General features: G+C 62.9%; 22 protein-coding genes. 17 read left to right on the forward strand and 5 right to left on the reverse strand.

Going from position 1 to position 17,204, the window contains the following annotated elements; translation table 11 throughout:
* Positions 1 to 2: 2 nt before the first annotated feature.
* The 8 genes from lptC (at position 3) to ACSBPU_RS20840 (ending at position 6,256) form a co-directional block, all read left to right on the forward strand.
* On the forward strand, positions 3 to 626 hold the full coding sequence (gene lptC / locus ACSBPU_RS20805) for an LPS export ABC transporter periplasmic protein LptC (RefSeq protein ID WP_442593835.1): 624 nt from the start codon (positions 3 to 5) through the stop codon (positions 624 to 626).
* Positions 623 to 1,237, forward strand: a complete 615-nt coding sequence (gene lptA / locus ACSBPU_RS20810; RefSeq protein WP_442593837.1) for a lipopolysaccharide transport periplasmic protein LptA — start codon at positions 623 to 625, stop codon at positions 1,235 to 1,237. Before lptC ends, lptA begins: the two co-directional genes overlap by 4 nt.
* Positions 1,238 to 1,267: 30 nt before the next feature.
* Positions 1,268 to 2,077, forward strand: coding sequence for an LPS export ABC transporter ATP-binding protein (gene lptB / locus ACSBPU_RS20815; protein WP_442593839.1), 810 nt, complete (start codon positions 1,268 to 1,270; stop codon positions 2,075 to 2,077).
* A 282-nt stretch (positions 2,078 to 2,359) separates the two neighbouring features.
* A complete protein-coding gene (gene hpf / locus ACSBPU_RS20820) occupies positions 2,360 to 2,689 on the forward strand; it encodes a ribosome hibernation-promoting factor, HPF/YfiA family (protein ID WP_442593841.1) in 330 nt (109 codons plus the stop codon).
* Positions 2,690 to 2,842: 153 nt separating this feature from the next.
* Complete coding sequence (locus ACSBPU_RS20825; RefSeq protein ID WP_442593843.1) at positions 2,843 to 3,298, forward strand: PTS sugar transporter subunit IIA; 456 nt, start codon at positions 2,843 to 2,845, stop codon at positions 3,296 to 3,298.
* 23 nt (positions 3,299 to 3,321) lie between these two features.
* Positions 3,322 to 4,251 carry an HPr(Ser) kinase/phosphatase gene (hprK, locus tag ACSBPU_RS20830; RefSeq protein WP_180069082.1) on the forward strand — a complete coding sequence of 310 codons (930 nt, stop codon included), beginning with the start codon at positions 3,322 to 3,324 and terminating at the stop codon, positions 4,249 to 4,251.
* 98 nt (positions 4,252 to 4,349) lie between these two features.
* Entirely contained in the window at positions 4,350 to 5,222 is an 873-nt protein-coding gene (gene rapZ / locus ACSBPU_RS20835; RefSeq protein WP_442593845.1) for an RNase adapter RapZ, read from the forward strand.
* Positions 5,219 to 6,256 carry a septal ring lytic transglycosylase RlpA family protein gene (locus ACSBPU_RS20840; protein ID WP_442593847.1) on the forward strand — a complete coding sequence of 346 codons (1,038 nt, stop codon included), beginning with the start codon at positions 5,219 to 5,221 and terminating at the stop codon, positions 6,254 to 6,256. Before rapZ ends, ACSBPU_RS20840 begins: the two co-directional genes overlap by 4 nt.
* On the opposite strand, the gene rsmI is transcribed toward ACSBPU_RS20840, so the two are convergent.
* The gene (gene rsmI, locus ACSBPU_RS20845) at positions 6,239 to 7,180 is read right to left on the reverse strand and encodes a 16S rRNA (cytidine(1402)-2'-O)-methyltransferase (protein WP_442593849.1); all 942 of its coding nucleotides are present in this window, start codon (positions 7,178 to 7,180) and stop codon (positions 6,239 to 6,241) included. The genes ACSBPU_RS20840 and rsmI overlap by 18 nt on opposite strands.
* Before the next feature lie 45 nt (positions 7,181 to 7,225).
* Here rsmI and ACSBPU_RS20850 point away from each other — a divergent pair, with 45 nt between their 5' ends.
* The 6 genes from ACSBPU_RS20850 to ACSBPU_RS20875 all read left to right on the forward strand — a co-directional run bounded on the left by ACSBPU_RS20850 (position 7,226) and on the right by ACSBPU_RS20875 (position 11,269).
* Entirely contained in the window at positions 7,226 to 7,732 is a 507-nt protein-coding gene (locus ACSBPU_RS20850; protein WP_442593851.1) for a YraN family protein, read from the forward strand.
* Between the two features lie 74 nt (positions 7,733 to 7,806).
* The gene (locus tag ACSBPU_RS20855) at positions 7,807 to 8,400 is read left to right on the forward strand and encodes a phosphoheptose isomerase (RefSeq protein ID WP_180069072.1); all 594 of its coding nucleotides are present in this window, start codon (positions 7,807 to 7,809) and stop codon (positions 8,398 to 8,400) included.
* Positions 8,400 to 9,107, forward strand: a complete 708-nt coding sequence (locus ACSBPU_RS20860) for a BON domain-containing protein (RefSeq protein ID WP_442593853.1) — start codon at positions 8,400 to 8,402, stop codon at positions 9,105 to 9,107. Before ACSBPU_RS20855 ends, ACSBPU_RS20860 begins: the two co-directional genes overlap by 1 nt.
* Positions 9,104 to 9,598, forward strand: coding sequence for a redoxin family protein (locus ACSBPU_RS20865; RefSeq protein WP_180069068.1), 495 nt, complete (start codon positions 9,104 to 9,106; stop codon positions 9,596 to 9,598). Before ACSBPU_RS20860 ends, ACSBPU_RS20865 begins: the two co-directional genes overlap by 4 nt.
* 5 nt (positions 9,599 to 9,603) lie before the next feature.
* On the forward strand, positions 9,604 to 10,503 hold the full coding sequence (gene argB / locus ACSBPU_RS20870; protein WP_442593856.1) for an acetylglutamate kinase: 900 nt from the start codon (positions 9,604 to 9,606) through the stop codon (positions 10,501 to 10,503).
* A 4-nt stretch (positions 10,504 to 10,507) separates the two neighbouring features.
* A complete protein-coding gene (locus ACSBPU_RS20875; protein WP_442593858.1) occupies positions 10,508 to 11,269 on the forward strand; it encodes a pyrimidine 5'-nucleotidase in 762 nt (253 codons plus the stop codon).
* A 53-nt stretch (positions 11,270 to 11,322) separates the two neighbouring features.
* Here the strand turns inward: ACSBPU_RS20875 and ACSBPU_RS20880 are convergent, their stop codons facing one another.
* From ACSBPU_RS20880 to gpmA, 4 genes are all read right to left on the reverse strand, one after another.
* Positions 11,323 to 12,075, reverse strand: a complete 753-nt coding sequence (locus ACSBPU_RS20880; protein ID WP_442593859.1) for a HesA/MoeB/ThiF family protein — start codon at positions 12,073 to 12,075, stop codon at positions 11,323 to 11,325.
* On the reverse strand, positions 12,072 to 13,595 hold the full coding sequence (locus ACSBPU_RS20885) for a S41 family peptidase (protein ID WP_442593861.1): 1,524 nt from the start codon (positions 13,593 to 13,595) through the stop codon (positions 12,072 to 12,074). The genes ACSBPU_RS20880 and ACSBPU_RS20885 overlap by 4 nt, the downstream gene beginning before the upstream one ends.
* Before the next feature lie 61 nt (positions 13,596 to 13,656).
* A complete protein-coding gene (locus tag ACSBPU_RS20890) occupies positions 13,657 to 15,048 on the reverse strand; it encodes a murein hydrolase activator EnvC family protein (protein WP_442593863.1) in 1,392 nt (463 codons plus the stop codon).
* Positions 15,049 to 15,050: 2 nt separating this feature from the next.
* On the reverse strand, positions 15,051 to 15,800 hold the full coding sequence (gpmA, locus tag ACSBPU_RS20895; RefSeq protein WP_442593865.1) for a 2,3-diphosphoglycerate-dependent phosphoglycerate mutase: 750 nt from the start codon (positions 15,798 to 15,800) through the stop codon (positions 15,051 to 15,053).
* An 89-nt stretch (positions 15,801 to 15,889) separates the two neighbouring features.
* Between gpmA and ACSBPU_RS20900 the strand changes: the two genes are divergently transcribed.
* The 3 genes from ACSBPU_RS20900 (at position 15,890) to secB (ending at position 17,192) form a co-directional block, all read left to right on the forward strand.
* Positions 15,890 to 16,300, forward strand: coding sequence for a rhodanese-like domain-containing protein (locus ACSBPU_RS20900; protein ID WP_442593867.1), 411 nt, complete (start codon positions 15,890 to 15,892; stop codon positions 16,298 to 16,300).
* Positions 16,301 to 16,326: 26 nt separating this feature from the next.
* Positions 16,327 to 16,584: a glutaredoxin 3 gene (gene grxC, locus ACSBPU_RS20905; protein ID WP_442593869.1), complete on the forward strand. Its 258-nt coding sequence runs from the start codon at positions 16,327 to 16,329 to the stop codon at positions 16,582 to 16,584.
* Between the two features lie 89 nt (positions 16,585 to 16,673).
* The gene (secB, locus tag ACSBPU_RS20910) at positions 16,674 to 17,192 is read left to right on the forward strand and encodes a protein-export chaperone SecB (protein WP_180069052.1); all 519 of its coding nucleotides are present in this window, start codon (positions 16,674 to 16,676) and stop codon (positions 17,190 to 17,192) included.
* The last annotated feature ends 12 nt before the right edge of the window (positions 17,193 to 17,204 follow it).

Here is a 17,204-nt window from a genome sequence, read left to right on the forward strand (position 1 = left end):
CCATGAAAGAACGCGCGCCAGCCATCGTCGCCATCCTGCTGCTGCTTGCCCTGGTCGCCGGCACCTGGTGGGCGGCCGATTATGCCCGGCGATCCATACCCATCGATCCGCCAAGGCGGATCACGCACGAGCCGGATTCCTGGGCCACCCAGTTCACGATGGTGCGCACCGATGCAAAAGGCTACGCCATCAATCGCCTTGAAGGCGACCGCATGCAGCACTATCCGGACGACGATTCGTACGAGATCACTCAGGCCCGGGCCGTGGGACAGCAGCCCGGCACGCCGATCACCGTGGGCACGTCGGACACCGCCGTCATGGACCAGGACGGCGACCGCATCGTCATGAAGGGCAACGCGCATGTGCGCCGCCAGCCCGGCCAGGACACCCCTGTGCTCGACGTCAAAAGCGACGAGCTGACCTTGCTGCCCGACCAGGACCTGGTCTTCACCGATCTCCCCGCTCTGGTCGTGCACGGAAAATCCGTCATGAACGGCACGGGCATGCGTTACGATAACAAGACACGGCAGCTCCAAGTGTTTTCGTCCACCGACGTCAAAATTTCCGGCGAAGAGTCCCGTTCCAGACGCGGCACAGCGCCCGAACAAACAGAAAAAAAACCATGAATCCACAAAGACCCTCATTCCTCGCCGCCCTTCTGCTCGCTTCCGCCGCCATGCTCGCACCGGCGCTTGGCCTCGCCCAGCAAAACGGCGGCAAGCCGGCCGCTCCCGCGGAAGAGCCCGACACCCTCATTCTTTCCGATACGCTCAACTACGACGACGCGAAGAAGGAAAGCGTCTTCACGGGCAATGTCATCCTGACCCGCGGCCCCATGACCCTGCGCTCCGACAAGCTCGTCATGCGCGAAGACGCCGACGGCTTCCAGCATGGCACGGCCACGGTCGAGCCCGGCAAGCTCGTGTTCATCCGCCAGGAAAATCCCGAAAAGTTCGAGATCCTGGAGGCCAAAGGGCTGCGCGCCGTCTACAACGGCAAGTCCGAGGAAATCGAAGTGATCGGCCAGGCGGTCATCACGCGCTTCATCTGTGGCAAGCCCTTCGACAACATCCAGGGCGAGCGCGTCATATATCGTCAGAAAACGGAAACCTATCAGGCCTACGGCGGTCCAAACTCCGCAGCCCAGGGCGGGCGTGTACGCTCCCTGGCGCAACCGCGCGCCAAGGCCGATGCGGCCGCCGCGGCATGCAAACAGAAATCCGCGTCAGGTGGATAGCATCCGCCTCGCATACCGAAGACGACGTTTATGTTTCATTCCAACAAGCTGAAGCCGGGTGGCGGCCGTCCAGCGACGGCCCGCCCTCCCCGTTCAGCACAAGGCAGCCTGCGCGCCACAGGCCTGCGAAAAACCTATGGCAAGCGCACGGTCGTCCAAGACGTCTCGCTGTCGGTCGACAGCGGCGAAGTCGTGGGCCTGCTGGGTCCCAATGGCGCAGGCAAGACCACCAGCTTCTACATGATCGTGGGCATCGTCCCCACGGACGCCGGACGCATCGAAATCGACGGCACGCCCATCACCAGCATGCCCATGCACAAGCGGGCGCGGCTGGGGCTGTCCTACCTGCCTCAAGACGCCTCGGTCTTCCGGCGCCTCACCGTCGAGGAAAACATACGCGCGGTGCTGGAACTGCAAACCAACGACACCGGCGCCACACTGAGCTCGGCGGAAATCGGCGAGAACCTCGAATCCCTCATCGATGAACTGCAGATCGGCCACATCCGCAACAACACGGCCATCTCGCTGTCGGGCGGCGAACGGCGGCGCGTGGAAATCGCCCGCGCCCTGGCCACTCATCCGCGCTTCATCCTGCTCGACGAGCCTTTCGCCGGCGTCGACCCCATCGCCGTCATCGAAATCCAGCGCATCGTGCATTTTCTGAAAAGCCGCAACATCGGCGTGCTGATCACCGACCACAACGTGCGCGAAACACTCGGCATCTGCGACCGCGCCTACATCATCAGCGAAGGCAAGGTGCTGACCGACGGGCACCCCAACGAAATCATCGACAACGAAGCCGTCCGCAAGGTCTACCTGGGCAAGAACTTCAAGATGTAGCGGTGGGGGGGTCAGACCCCGCATGGGGTCTGACCCCTTGAATGTTTGGGGTCGGACCCCGTACGGGGTCCGACCCCCTCCCGGCCATTTGACTTAGCTCAATCCCCGGCCATTTAGCACCCCGTAGGGGTCGAACCCTATGCAGGGTCCGACCCCAGCCACTTGATTTCGTCCACATAATCTATACACTGGAATCATGACAAACTCGTTTAAAAGGAGTCCAGCCATAAATCAATAACGCGCATTCGCGCATCATGTTTTTTCTAGCAAGGAGAGCCCAATATGAACCTGAGCATTAGTGGTCGTCACCTCGAAGTAACCCCCGCAATTCGCGAATACGTACTCAACAAAATGTCGCGGGTATCGCGCCATTTCGACAACGTCATCGACACACAGGTCATACTCTCGATCGAACGTCTCAAGCATACGGCTGAAGTCACCATGCGTCTTCGCGGCAAAGACATACACTGCGCCGCTTCCGACGAAAACCTCTACGCCGCCATAGATCTGTTGGCCGATAAAATCGACCGTCAGGTCATCAAGTACAAAACCAAGGTTCAGGATCACGCCCACGAGCCCGTCAAACGGCAAAGCGTATCCACCGTCGAGTAGCACTCATTCCCATCGCGCCCGGCTGCGGCAGGCCTGATACGCCTGCTTGAAACTTCGCTGCCGCCGATGGCATCCGGCCTCAATCGCCCTGCGTGATTGGGGCCTTAGTTATGCCTTTTGATACAAAAGAGGCAAAGCTCATATAATTACCCCATGAACCTAATGTCGCGCATCCTGCCGTTGTCCAATGTCGTGCTCGATCTTGCCGCCACAAGCAAAAAGCGCGCCTTCGAACAAGCGGGCCTACTCTTCGAGAATCATCATGGTATCGCCCGCACGGCGGTTTTTCACAGCCTCATCGCTCGCGAGCGCCTGGGCTCGACCGCATTGGGGCACCACGTCGCCGTGCCTCACGGCCGCATCAAGGACTTGAAGGAGCCTTGCGCCGCCTTCATCCGCTTGGCCGACCCGGTGCGATTCGATGCCACAGATGGGCGCATGGCCAGCCTGCTGTTCATTTTGCTGGTTCCGGAAACCGCCACGCAGCTGCACCTGGACCTTCTGGCGGAAATCGCGCGTCTGATGTCCGACCCAAGCCTCCGCCAGGCGCTGTCCACGGAAACCGATCCGGCGGTGATACACCGGCTCCTGACCGGCGGCGAACAGTAGCGTTAACAGGCCCTAGTCCCATCATGCTTACCATCCAAGACCTCGTCAGCGACAATGCGGAAAAAATCCCATTCGCATGGGAAGCCGGCCTGGAAGCAGCCCAGAGACTCATTCCGGATATCGGCGAATCGGGTGCCGACCTCGTCGGGCACTTCAACCTCATACACCCGTCCCGCATTCAAGTCTTCGGATCCGAAGAGCTCTCTTTTTACAGGCGTTCCGATGCCGACCGCCGCCAGCAATTCCTGCAGGACCTGCTGGCGGGAAACGTGCCCGCCATCCTGATCGCAGAAGGCCAACCCATTCCTCAAGAGGTCCTGGCGTTCTGCAATCAGCAGCAGATACCGCTGCTGTCCACCCCCATGGATGCCGCGCGCGTCATCGACCTGCTGCGCATCTATCTGGGCAAGCGCCTTGCACCGAAAACCACCGTCCACGGCGTCTTCATGGACGTCCTGGGCCTGGGCGTCCTCATCACCGGCGAATCGGGCCTCGGCAAAAGCGAGCTCGCCCTGGAACTCATTTCCCGTGGACACGGCCTGGTGGCCGATGACGCGGTCGAGCTCTCACGCACCGCTCCCCACATCATCGAGGGGCATTGCCCGCCCCTGCTGCAGAACCTGCTCGAAGTCCGGGGATTAGGCCTGCTCGACATCCGCACCATCTTCGGCGAAACCTCGGTCCGGCGCAAAATGACCCTGAAGCTCAAGGTTCAGCTGGTGCGCTCCAATACCGACACCTTCGAACGGCTTCCCGTCCAGGACCAGACCGAGGAAATCCTCGGCCTTCCCATCAAGCGGGTCATGCTGCAGGTGGCGGCGGGCAGAAACCTGGCCGTGCTCGTCGAGGCCGCTGTGCGCAACACGATCCTGACATTCCGCGGCATCGACACCATGGGCGAATTCATCGAGCGCCAGGCGCTGGCCATCATGGAGAGCAGCCGGCAAGAATAACGCCCTGTCGGCCCCACGGCGACACGCGGCCATCTATCGTTTTTCGGGAGCCACGCCGCCCATCGGATGTCCTCCCACCAAGTGGAACCTCTCTCGTCATGCTCAAAATTGTGCTTATCACGGGAATATCCGGCTCGGGCAAGTCCGTAGCCCTGCGCCTGCTCGAAGATGCGGGCTATACCTGTGTCGATAATCTGCCTGTGCGATTTCTGCACGATTTCATCGCCAGCACGAGCGAAAGCGGACTGGAGCGTGTCGCCGTCGCCATCGATGTCCGCTCGCCCGGCGAACTGGACGACCTTCCCGGCGTCATCACCAGCCTGCGCGCCATGGGCATGGCTTTCCGGGTCATTTTTCTGGATGCCAACGACCACACGCTGCAACAGCGGTATTCGGAGTCCCGCCGGCGGCATCCTCTTACCGACAGGCTTCAGAAGGACGGCAAATCTCCTTCCCTGCAGGAATGCATCGACACCGAACGGGAATTGCTCGCGCCACTGCGGGAACAGGAACACGTCATTGATACGTCGGACCTCACCCCCGGTCAATTGCGCGCCTGGGTGCGCGATCTGGTTCAGGCCGACCGCGCGCCCGTCGTACTGACCTTCGAGTCTTTCGCCTACAAGCGCGGCGTCCCCGGAGACGCCGACCTCGTCTTCGATGTTCGCTGCCTGCCCAATCCCCATTATGACCAGAACCTCAGGCCGCTCACGGGCCGGGACGCCCCGGTGGCGGAATGGCTGTCGCAGTTCGGCAGTGTCGAAGCCATGATCGACGACATCGCCAGCTTCATCCGCCGCTGGCTGCCGCTGTACATGCAGGACACGCGCAACTACCTGACTGTCGCCGTCGGCTGTACAGGCGGCAAGCACCGCTCGGTCTATGTCACCGAACAGCTCGCCCTGCGCTTTGCCGACCACTCACCCCTGTTGATAAGGCACCGAAACCAGCCGCCGCCCGATATTCCATGACCCGTTTCCGCACACCTGTCTGTTTTTTCCTGAGTTTCGCGTTCGCCGTGCTGGCAGGCTGTTCCAGCACCGGGGGCTCGGGTGGCGGGCGCGGCGGCTACTACAAAGACGATGGACCCGGCTCGAACATCCCGGCCAACATCGAAGCGATTCCGGATGCACAGCCCAGGGTCGAGCGACACGCGCCGGCCAACTTCAGGCCCTACGTGGTGTTTGGCAAGCGTTATGTTCCGGTGAGCGACGGCCGCCCATTCCGCCAGCAAGGCACCGCGTCGTGGTATGGACGCAAGTTCCACGGCCAGAAAACGGCCAACGGCGAAACCTACGACATGTACGGCATGACCGCCGCGCACCCTACGCTGCCCCTTCCCAGCTATGCGCGCGTGACGCATGCGGGCTCGGGCCGGACGGTCATCGTCCGCATCAACGACCGCGGGCCTTTCCATAGCGCACGCATCATCGACTTGTCTTATGTGGCGGCGGCCAAGCTTGGCCTGATCGGGCCGGGCAGCGGCCAGGTCATCGTGGAAGCAATCACCAACGACGACATACGCAGCGGCCGGTTCACCCGTCCGGCAACCAAGACACCCGCTCCCGCTGCGCCCGCACCGGCGCCGCTGGAACCCGCGCCGGTGCCCGATGCGCCCATACTCATCGCACGGCAATCCGGCCCCGCCACCCCCAACGCCCTGGATGCCCTCAAGCACGATACGGCCGGCGGCACCGACGACGTCGGCGCCATGACGGCCTCTTTGCAGTCCCCAGACGCACCGCCAACGACGCGCGACGCGGCGCCAGGCGCCGAAGTATTCCTGCAATTCGGCGCATTCAGCGCCGCCCAGACCGCCGTCAGCCTCGCCGGCAAGCTGAACCAGCAGATCGGGCCCTTCGAGCCGCGGCAGGCCTATGTCCAGGAAGGGGACGGCCTGCATCGCGTCCGCATCGGCCCTTATCCTTCGCGCACGGCCGCCGTCAACGCTTCTGTGCGCATACAGCAGGAAACCGGCTTGCAGTCTTCAATGGCCCTGCGCTGACGCCTGCCTGGCCAGGGCGCGTGCATACAGCACGTCGCGGGGCAGGCCCGTCACCTTCGCGGCTATCCTGGCCGCATCCCGCACGGAAACCGTTTCCAGCAAAGCGTCCAGCAACGTCAGGGCGGCGGGCTCCATCTCGTCGTCCGTTTCACTGGATTCGGATTCGTGGATGATCAGCACGAATTCCCCCTGCCCGTGATGGGAGTCCCCTTCCAGCCAGGCCAGGGCGTCTCCCAGGGCCACGGTATGCACCTGCTCGAATCGCTTGGTCAGTTCTCGCGCCACGGTCAGCTTTCGCTCCGCGCCGCAGACTTCCAGCATGTCGCGGATGGAAGCCGCCAGCCGATGCGGCGACTCGAACATCACCACCGGGGCCGGCACCGCGCACCAGCGTTGCAGCCACTTCTGCCTGGCACCCGATTTCGGGGGAACGAAACCAGCGAATATGAACGCCGGATTCTCGTCCGACGTTGCACCGCTGGCCATCAAGGCCGTGATCACGGCGCTCGCCCCGGGTATGGCGGTCACCCCGTAGCCTGCTTCGCGTACGGCGCGGACGATCCGGGCTCCTGGATCACTGACGGCGGGCGCGCCGGCATCGGAAACCAGCGCCACGCGCTGGCCCTGCGCCAAGCGTTCCAGAATGGTCTGCGCGGCCCGTGCCTCGTTGTGCCGATGCGCGGCGATCAGCGGCGTCTCCACGCCCCAGGCATCGAGCAGGGCCCGGCTGATCCGGGTGTCTTCGGCGGCAATCACATCGCAGCGCCGCAATGCCTGCCAGGCCCTCAGGCTGAGGTCGCCCAGATTGCCGATGGGCGTGGCCACCACGTAGAGCGTCGACGCCGGCCAATGCTGCGCGTCGACGCGCTCGGCGAGACGTTTCCATGACGGAAAGGGGTCGGAAAGATCGGGGGCTTCGGTCATACTGGGTAATGAGACTGGCTCAACGGAAGTGAAAGGCAAAAGAACATGATAGACGAAACCGTCCTGTACGCATTGGCTGCCCGCGCTCAAAAACAGGCGGTCAAGGCCAGGCGCCGCAGGGCAGCGCGAACCGCGGCCGGGCCGGCCTCGGCCGGCTCCGTTCCGGACGCCGATGCCCAAGCGCGCTATTCGCCCACTCAAAAAACGGGCCGCCGCTTCGAAGAGCTGGCCATGCGGCATCTGCAGACGCACGGGCTCCTGATCCTGGACCGCAACCTGGCTTGCAGGGCGGGCGAGATCGACCTGGTGGCGCGCGACGGTCCGGTGCTGGTGTTCATCGAGGTCAGGCACCGCAGTTCATCCCGTTACGGCGGCGCTTTCAGCAGCGTAGACGGCCTGAAACAGGCCAAGCTGATGCGCTGCGCCCGCTATTTCCTGCCCTCGCTGGTGCGGCGGCATTTCGGCGGACGCATGCCCGCCTGCCGGTTCGATGTGGTCAGCGTGGAACCAAACGCGCTGGATTGGATCAAAAATGCTTTCACCGAGACCTGAAGCGCTCGGCTCGGCGCCACGGCGGTATTACGTTCTTCACATCGTTCCAATACGAACATGAGATAATCCTCCTCATGGATATGACCTCCCACATGGCATCGCACTTCGACGATGCGATCGACACCTTGAAAGCCAGTTCCCGCGAACTGGCCGAACCGCTGTCCGTGGCGGTCGACATGCTGTTCGGCGCCTTGGCCAACAATGCCAAGATCCTGGCCTGTGGCAACGGCGGTTCGGCCGCCGATGCGCAGCACTTCATTGCCGAACTCGTCGGCCGCTTCGAGCGCGACCGCCTCCCGCTTGCAGGCATCGCCCTGAACACCGACACATCCATCCTCACGGCCGTGGGCAACGACTATGGCTTTGACGCCATCTTCGAGCGCCAGGTCAATGCGCTGGGCCAGCCGGGCGACATCCTGGTCGCCATTTCGACCAGCGGCAATTCGCCCAACGTCGTCAAAGCCATCGAAGCCGCCCACGATCGCGAAATGTCGGTCATCGCGCTCACCGGCAAAGGCGGCGGCAACATTGCCGGCCTCCTGCACGAAACCGACATCCATCTGTGCGTCCCCCATGATCGCACCATGCGCATCCAGGAAGTCCATATCGTCCTGCTCCATGCGCTGTGCGACGGAATCGACGCCTTGCTCCTGGGAGACACCCTGTAATGCGCAGACCACGTAACACGCAACGATTCCTGCTGGCCGGCCTTGCCCTGGCCGGGCTCACCGGCCTGGCGGGCTGCGGCGCCCTGGTCGTGGGCGGCGCGGCGGCCACCACGGCCGTCGTCGCAACCGACAGACGCACGACCGGCGAGCAAGTCGAAGACCAAGCCATCGAAATGAAGGCGGCGGCCGAAATGCGCCGTCTCTTCGAAGACAAGGCGCGCGTCAACGCGACCTCCTACGCCGGCCTGGTGCTTCTTACCGGCGACGTCCCCACGGCGCAAGACAAGCAGAAGGCCGAAGAGGCCGCCAAGCAGGTCGAAAAAGTGAAACGCGTCGTGAATGAATTGCGCGTCGGCGACGTCACGCCGGTCAGCGTGCGCACGAACGACACCTGGCTGACGTCCAAGGTGCGCAGCACTCTCATCAACACCAAGGAAGTCCCCAGCCGCACCATCCTCGTCACCACCGAAAGAGGCGTGGTCTACCTGCTCGGCAAGGTGACTGACCCCGAAGGCCAGCGCGCCGCCAAGGCCACCGCCTCGGTAAGCGGCATCAACAAAGTAGTAAAATTGTTCCAGATCGTCTCGCCGGAAAGCATTGCCGCGCCTGAATCGCCCGCTGTGGTCGAAGAAGCGCCGCCCGCCGGCGCAACCCCCGCAACGCCCGACTCCAGCATGGGCGGCGCTGAAACCATACCAGTCCAATGAAGAAGATACTCCTTGGCGCAATCGTCGTCCTGGCTGTGGCCGGAGCAGGAGTCTGGCAGTTCTCCGGATCCGCCAAGACGGCGCCCGACGTCACCTTCACGACCCTTACGGGCGAGCAATTCACTACGCAAGACCTGCGCGGCAAGGTCGTGCTGGTCAAGTTCTGGGCAACCAGCTGCGTGACCTGCATTGCGCAAATGCCCGACAACATCAAGAATTACAACGAACTTTCGCCCAAGGGCTTTGACACCATCGCGGTTGCCATGCAGTACGATCCGCCCAACTACGTGCAGAACTACGCCGAGACGCGCCAGCTTCCCTTCAAGGTGGCAATCGATGCGAAAGGCGACATCGCCAAGGCATTCGGCGATGTGCAGCTCACGCCGACGGCCTTCCTGATCGACAAGGAAGGCCACATCATCAAGCGCTACCTGGGCAACTACGATAAAGAAGCCTTCCTCAGCATCGTCAACAAGGCATTGGCCAGTTAAAAGTCATGACCATACCCAACGATTCATCCCAGCATTCATCGACCGTCAAGGCAGACGTCCTCTCCGAGGCCCTGCCCTATATCCGCCGGTTCCACGGCAAGACGGTCGTCATCAAGTACGGCGGCAACGCCATGATCGAAGAAGAACTGCAGCGCAGCTTCGCGCATGACGTGGTGCTGCTCAAGCTGGTTGGGCTGAACCCGGTGGTCGTGCACGGCGGCGGCCCGCAGATCAATGCCGCGCTCAAGCGCATCGGCAAGGAAGGCGAATTCATCCAGGGCATGCGCGTCACCGACGCCGAAACCATGGAGGTCGTCGAGTGGGTGCTGGGCGGGCAGGTCCAGCAGGACATCGTCATGATGATCAATGAAGCCGGCGGCAAGGCGGTCGGACTGACCGGCAAGGACGGCGGCATGATCCAGACCAGGAAAAAAATGCTGGCCGACAAGGACAGGCCCGGCGAATGGCTGGACATCGGCTACGTGGGCGATATCACACATATCGAGCCGGCTGTGGTCAAGGCCTTGCAAGACGACCAGTTCATTCCGGTGATTTCCTCCATCGGATACGGTGAAGACGGGCGCGCCTACAACATCAACGCGGACGTCGTCGCGGGCAAGATGGCCGAAGTCCTGGGCGCAGAAAAGCTCGTCATGATGACCAACACGCCTGGCGTGCTCGACAAGAACGGCAACCTGCTGCGCAGCCTTTCCGCGCAGACCATCGACGAGCTCTTCGAAGACGGCACGATTTCCGGCGGCATGCTGCCCAAGATCTCTTCCGCGCTGGACGCGGCGCGCAACGGGGTCACATCGGTGCACGTCGTCGACGGACGCGTTCCGCACTGCCTGCTGCTCGAAATCCTGACCGACCGCGGCGTCGGCACGATGATCACTTCCAGCTGATTCCATGCGGCCCCTGCGCCATGCCGTTGCCCGGCATCGTCCGCCCCTGCCCGCGGACACCGGGAAAACGGTCTGGCTGTTCGACCTGGACAATACCCTGCACGATTGCTCCAAGGGCATCTTCAGCGCCATAGACGGTGCGATGTCCCGTGCCGTGGCTTCCAGCCTGCAGCTGTCGGCGCAAGACGCCGACGTGCTGCGCAAGGAATACTGGAGGCGCTATGGCGCCACCGTCATCGGCATGGTGCGCCATCACGGCATCAAGGCCGACACTTTCCTGCACCTTAGCCATGACTTCGACGTCGCTTCGCTGGTTCATTCCGAATACGGCCTGGCGCGCAAGCTGCGGCGCTTGAACGGGCACAAGATACTCTTGACCAATGCGCCCACCGAATACGCGCGCACGGTATTGAAGACGCTGGGCATACTGCATCACTTCGACGGAATCTGGACCATCGAGCACATGGCGCTGCAGGGCCGCATCCGCCCCAAGCCTTCACCCGGACTCATGAAGCAGGTGCTGGCCCGCTTGCGCGTACCCGCGCGCCGGGTGGTCCTGGTGGAAGACACGCTCAGGAACCTGAAAAGCGCACGACAGGCGGGCATGCGGACCGTGCATGTGTACCATCCCGGAACGCCGTTCTCGGCGCTGCATGCCGGCCGCGCGCTTTATGTCGACGTGCGCGTCAATTCGGTGGGAAGGCTGGCCGGGGTCAGACCCCGCAGCTGCTCGGGGTCAGACCCCATACGGGGTCTGACCCCCTGAACCCCTTCCCCCACAGTTGCCCGGGGTCAGACCCCGTACGGGGTCTGACCCCTTCAACCCCTGCCCGAACACACCGGACACTCGGGGTCCCGCTTGAAGCGTATGCTCTGCCATTGCATCGCCAGGGCATCCAGGCACAGCATGCGGCCTATCAGGGGTTCCCCCATGCCGGCAAGCACTTTCAACGCCTCCGCCGCCTGCATGCTGCCCACGATGCCCACTAGCGGTCCCAGTACGCCAGTCGTGGCGCAACGCAGCTCTTCGACATCGTCGGCTTCGGGAAACAGGCAGTGATAGCACGGCGTGTCGGCGCGCCGCAGATCGAAGACGCTGACTTGGCCCGCAAAACGGATGGCCGCGCCCGACACCAACGGCTTTCGGTGCTGGACGCAGGCTCGATTGACGGCGTGGCGCGTGGCGAAGTTGTCGCAGCAGTCCAGCACCAAGTCTGCCTGAGCCACCTGCTCGCCCAGCGATGCGCCCATCAAACGGTCGACCACCGCGTCGACACGGATGCCGGGATTGATTTCGTTCAGGACTTGCAGGCCCGATCTTGCTTTCGCTTGACCCACGCGCGCCGTCGTATGAAGAATCTGCCGCTGCAGATTGCTGAGCTCGACATCGTCGTCGTCGGCCAGCACGATGTGGCCGACCCCCGCGGAAGCCAGATACAGGGCCGCCGGAGACCCGAGCCCTCCGGCGCCGATGATCAGCACGCGCGAGGACAGCACGCGCTCCTGTCCTTCTATTCCGAACTCGTCCAGCAGCACATGGCGCGCGTATCTGAGCAGTTGCTCGTCGTTCATGGCTTGACAGGAACCACACCCTGGGGCGTGATCCTGTACCGCAGCACTTCCGGCGCTTCAGCGGGTTTCACTGGAGTTTTTTTTTCAGCCCCGGTTGAATTTCCTTTTGCATTGCCTTGCGGCTTATCGGCGGGCTTGTCGGCCTTGGCGACCATTTCGGGATCGCTCTTCTTGACCGGCCGGCCTTCCAGGAAGTTGACGGCCTGCATCAGCTGGTAGTCGTCGCCGCCGCCGAACTCGAACATCTTGGGCTGCGGCTTGCCGTCGTCGGCTGCGGATTCCTCGGCCGGATCTTCGATTACGCCGCTGTTGATCAAGTGGCGCTGCAGGTCGACCTCGCGCGGCAGGCGGAAAAGATTGCCTTGCGCGGTGTCGTCCACGATGATGTCCGGGTCGACGCCGGTGACCTGGATGGAGCGCCCCTTGGGCGTGTAATACCGTGCCGTGGTCAGCTTGATGCCCGTGTCTTCGCTGAGAGGAAGCACGCTTTGCACCGAACCCTTGCCAAACGTGCGGTTACCCAGGATCTTGGCGCGGCCGTGATCCTGCAGGGCCCCTGCCACGATCTCCGAAGCCGATGCGGAACCGACGTTCACCAGCACCACCATGGGGATGGACTTGACCCATTCGGGCAAGCGCACCCGGTTCGCCGGTTCGCCGCTGATCGGGTTGCGGGTGAAGCCGACGGGCTTGGAGAAATACTCGCGGTTGGACGACGGTATGCGGCCTTTCGTGGAAACGACCAGGACATCGGGCGGCAGGAAGGCCGACGAAACGCCGATCGCGCCGTCGAGCAGGCCGCCGGGATCATTGCGTAAGTCGAGCACGAGCGCTTTGAGCGGCTTCTTGCCGCCGAGTTCGCTCAGTTGCCGGGCCAGGTCTTCGACCGTCCTTTCCTGGAATTGCGCAATGCGGACATAGCCGATGTCGTTGTCCAGCATTTTGCTGCGCACGCTGCGCACCTTGATGAGGTCGCGGACAATGGTGATCACCAGCGGTTTTCCTACCCCTTCGCGCTTGATGGTCAGCACGATGGAGGTCTTGGGCTCGCCGCGCATGAGCTTGATGGCGTCATTGAGCGTCATGCCCTTGGTGGGCTTGCCGTCGATGTGGGTGATGAGGTCGCCCGACAGGATGCCCGCCCTGGCGGCGGGCGTGTCTTCAATGGGCGAAATGACCTTGGGCATGCCGTCTTCGCTGCCGATTTCGATGCCCAGACCGCCAAAGCCGCCCTGCGTGATGGCTTCCATTTCCTTGAACGCTTCGGCGTCCAGGTAGGTGGAATGGGGGTCCAGGTCGCTGAACATGCCCTTGATGGCGTCATTGATCAGCTTGTCGTCCGCCACGGGCTCGACATAGCTGGCCTTGATGGCCGCAAAGACATTGGCGAACTGCTGCAGCTCTTTGAGCGGCAAGGGCTCGCCCCGCTGGGCGGCTGCCGTGATGCCAAGGCTGATGAGCACGCCGCCTAGCGCGCCCGCAACCACCAATCCAAATCCGCGTAACCTGCGAGTGCTCATGCACGTTCCTGATGAAAGACAAAATCCGATGCCGGTCGGCATCAGGTAAATAGTACCGAAATTACGGCCTTAACCAAAGCAGGGGATTCACAGGGGTGCCCTGGTGCCGAATTTCAAAGTATAGACCCGGGTCGACCTGCCCGCCGGTGGCGCCCACGGTAGCAATGGTGTCGCCGCCATGGACGATGTCGCCCACCCGTTTCAGCAGGCTCTGGTTGTAAGCATAGACGCTCAGGAACTTGGCGCCATGGTCGACGATCATGATGTTGCCGAATCCGCTGAGCCAATTCGCATAGACCACGCGCCCTGCCTCGATGGCCCGCACCGCCGTCCCTTCCGGAGACCGCAGCACGATGCCGCGCCATAAGCCCCCTTCCGGCCTCTGCGCGCCGAAGCGGCCGAGCACTTCGCCCTGCACGGGATGCGGAAGCCCTTTGCGCAAGCCCTTGAAGCCGCCGGCGGGTTCCGTCCTGGTCTGCCGGCTGGCTTGTTCACGCGCCGTTTCGGCCTGCTCGACGCGCCTGGCCTGTTCCCGGGCCTTTTCCACTTGCAGCCGGGCCGTCTCCGCTTCCTGACGCTTGCGCTCGCGCTCGGCCCGCGCCTGGGCGTTGCGCGCTTCCTCTTCGGCCTTGCGCGCGGCCTCGCGCTGGCGCGCCAGCTCGGCGGCGCGCCGGGCGGCCTCCGCCTTGCGTTTTTCTTCCGCGATCCGTGCCTCTTCGGCCTGGCGGATGATGGCTTTCTCGAGGCCGGCGACCAGATCGCCCAGGCGGGCGTCATTGCGCGCCAGCCGCTGGGCCTGGCCGCGCTGCTCGGCAAGACGCGACTCGATGCGCACCAACACCTTGCTCCGCTCTTCCTTCTGCTTTTCGAGAGTAGCCTTCTGCTCGGATGTTTCTTCAAGCAGGAGCGCCAGTTCTTTGCGTCCGGCCTCGGTCCTTGCCTGCAAGGCATCCAGATGTGCCAGTGCTTCGCGCACGGCCTGCACCGCCGCCGCCTGCGCCTGCGTGACATAGCCCAGGTAGCTCAGTTCCCGGCCGATCTGCTGCGGATCATCACCCGAGAGCAGGGCCGTCCAGGGAGAGAGGCCGCTCGCGTACTGGGCGCGCAACTGCTCGCCCAGCTCGTGCTGGCGTTTGGCTAAAAGACGCTTCTGGTCTTCCGTCTGCCTGGCCAGGGCCTTCAGTTCGCTCTCGGCGTGCTGGCGGCGCTCGGAGAGTTCCGCCAGCCGGCGATTGATGGCCGAGATGGCCGATTCGGATTCTTTCAACTCGCCGGCCGCGTCGCGGCGCGAAGACTCCTGGCTGTCTATTTCCTTTTGCAGCAGTTCGATCTGCTCTCGCAGCTCGTTCTGCTGCTTCTTCGCCACCGCCTGCTTTTCAGCCAGCGTGGGCTCCGCGGCCATGGCCACGCCGGTTCCCAGGACGAACACCAGCAAGCCGGCCGCAATCCTCATGCTTATTTGCCCGCCTTGCCCTGATTGGCGACAGCCGTCATCGCCGCTTCGATTTCGGCGGGATCGCCAAGATAATAATGGCGGATGGGGCGCAGATCGTCGTCCAGCTCGTAGACCAGCGGCTGGCCGGTGGGGATGTTCAGATGAACGATGTCGTCGTCGGAGATGCCGTCCAGGTGCTTGATCAGGGCGCGCAGGCTGTTGCCGTGCGCGGCGATCAGAACCCGGCGGCCGGCGCGTACGGCGGGTGCGATCGATTCGTTCCAGAAAGGCAGGACGCGCGCCACGGTGTCTTTCAGGCACTCTGTGGCCGGCAGCTTGTCGGCGCCGATCTTGGCATAGCGCCGGTCGAAGCGGGGATGGCGCGGATCGTCGAGCTCCAGAGGATCGGGTGCGATGGCATAGGCGCGGCGCCAGATCAGTACTTGTTCATCGCCGAACTTGGCAGCCGTCTCGGCCTTGTTCAGCCCTTGCAGTGCGCCGTAATGCCGTTCGTTCAGCCGCCAGCTGAGTCCGACCGGCGTGTACATGGCGTCCATGGCATCCAGCGCGATCCACAACGTGCGAATGGCCCGCTTCAGAACGGACGAATAGGCCAGGTCGAACTCGAAACCCTTTTCCTTGAGCAGCTCGCCGGCCAGGCGCGCCTGCTCGCGCCCGCCCTCGGTCAAGTCGACGTCGGTCCAGCCCGTGAAGCGGTTTTCAAGATTCCACTGGCTTTCGCCGTGGCGCATCAGAACAAGTTTATGCATGACAAAAATCGCCTAAAAGTTGAAATTCTTCGTCCATTTTATAATCCCCGGATTCAGCCCATTTTCCAAGGGCCTATTCGGGATACATCGTGGACTTTTTTCTTGACCAGAACAACCTCATACTCGTCTTCATCGCCATCGCCGCCGCAGTCATGCTGGCCTTGCCGAACCTGCTGAAAGGCGGCTCGAAAACCGTAGGCGTCAACGAAGCCGTCAAGCTGGCGAACGACCAGCAGGGCATGTTCATCGATGTGCGCAGCGCCGAATCGTTCAAACACGGCAGCATACCGCAGGCACGCAATATGCCCGCATCGGATATCTCCGCCAAGCAGGCCGCCTTGCCCAAGGACAAGCCCATCATCGTCGTCTGCGACCAAGGCCGCGACTCGGCGCGCGTTGCGAGCGCGCTGCGCAAGCAAGGCCACGCGGGCGCCGTAAGCCTGGAAGGCGGGCTGCGCGCATGGCTGCAAGCCGGCCTGCCGCTGACCAAAAAGAACTGACCTCTTTGTACCGGTAAAGGAATCTCATGGCTACCGTAACGATGTACTGCACCGCAGTGTGCCCTTATTGCGTACGCGCCGAAATGCTCTTGAAGCAGCGCGGCGTCAGTGAAATCCAAAAGATCCGCATCGACCTGGACCCCGGCCAGCGCGCCATCATGATGGAACGCACCGGTCGCCGCACCGTACCCCAGATCTACATCGGCGATACCCATGTCGGCGGCTTCGATGACCTTGCCGCACTGGACCGCGCCAACGGCCTGCTGCCCTTGCTGGCCGGCTGACCCGCGTCCGTCGCACCCTGGGGCCGGTCAACGCTGAAAGGTCCCGGGCTTACACTCACGTTTCATCTTATTCTAACCAGGACACAAAAATGGCCGAGAACCAGAACAGCCACGACCAGCAAGCCAGCAACGATCCCAGCTTCAGCCTGCAGCGCACTTACATCAAAGACTTGTCGGTCGAAATGCCCAACGCTCCCGAGATCTTCCTGGAGCAGGAAGGTCCCACCGTCGAGGTGTCGATCAACGTCGGCGGACAGCGACTGGCCGAGACCATCTTCGAAGCCACCGTCACGGCTACCGTGACCACGCGCATCCAGGACAAGGTCCTGTATCTCGTCGAGGCCACGCAGGCAGGCATCTTCGAAGCGGCCAACATTCCCGCCGAACAGCTCGACCCGCTGATCGGCATCGTCTGCCCCACCATGCTCTACCCCTACCTGCGCGCGAACGTGGCCGACGCCATCAATCGCACCTCGCTGCCGGCCCTGCATCTGGCCGAGGTCAACTTCCAGGCTCTGTACGAGCAGCGCATCGCCCAGCTCGCCGAAGAGCAGAACCAGCAGCAGGACTCCGGCATCATCCTCCCCCCCGGCGCAACACGCCAGTAAACGCCAAGAGCC

The sequence above is a fragment of the Parapusillimonas sp. JC17 genome (assembly GCF_052180245.1).
Classification (GTDB): Bacteria; Pseudomonadota; Gammaproteobacteria; order Burkholderiales; family Burkholderiaceae_B; genus Parapusillimonas.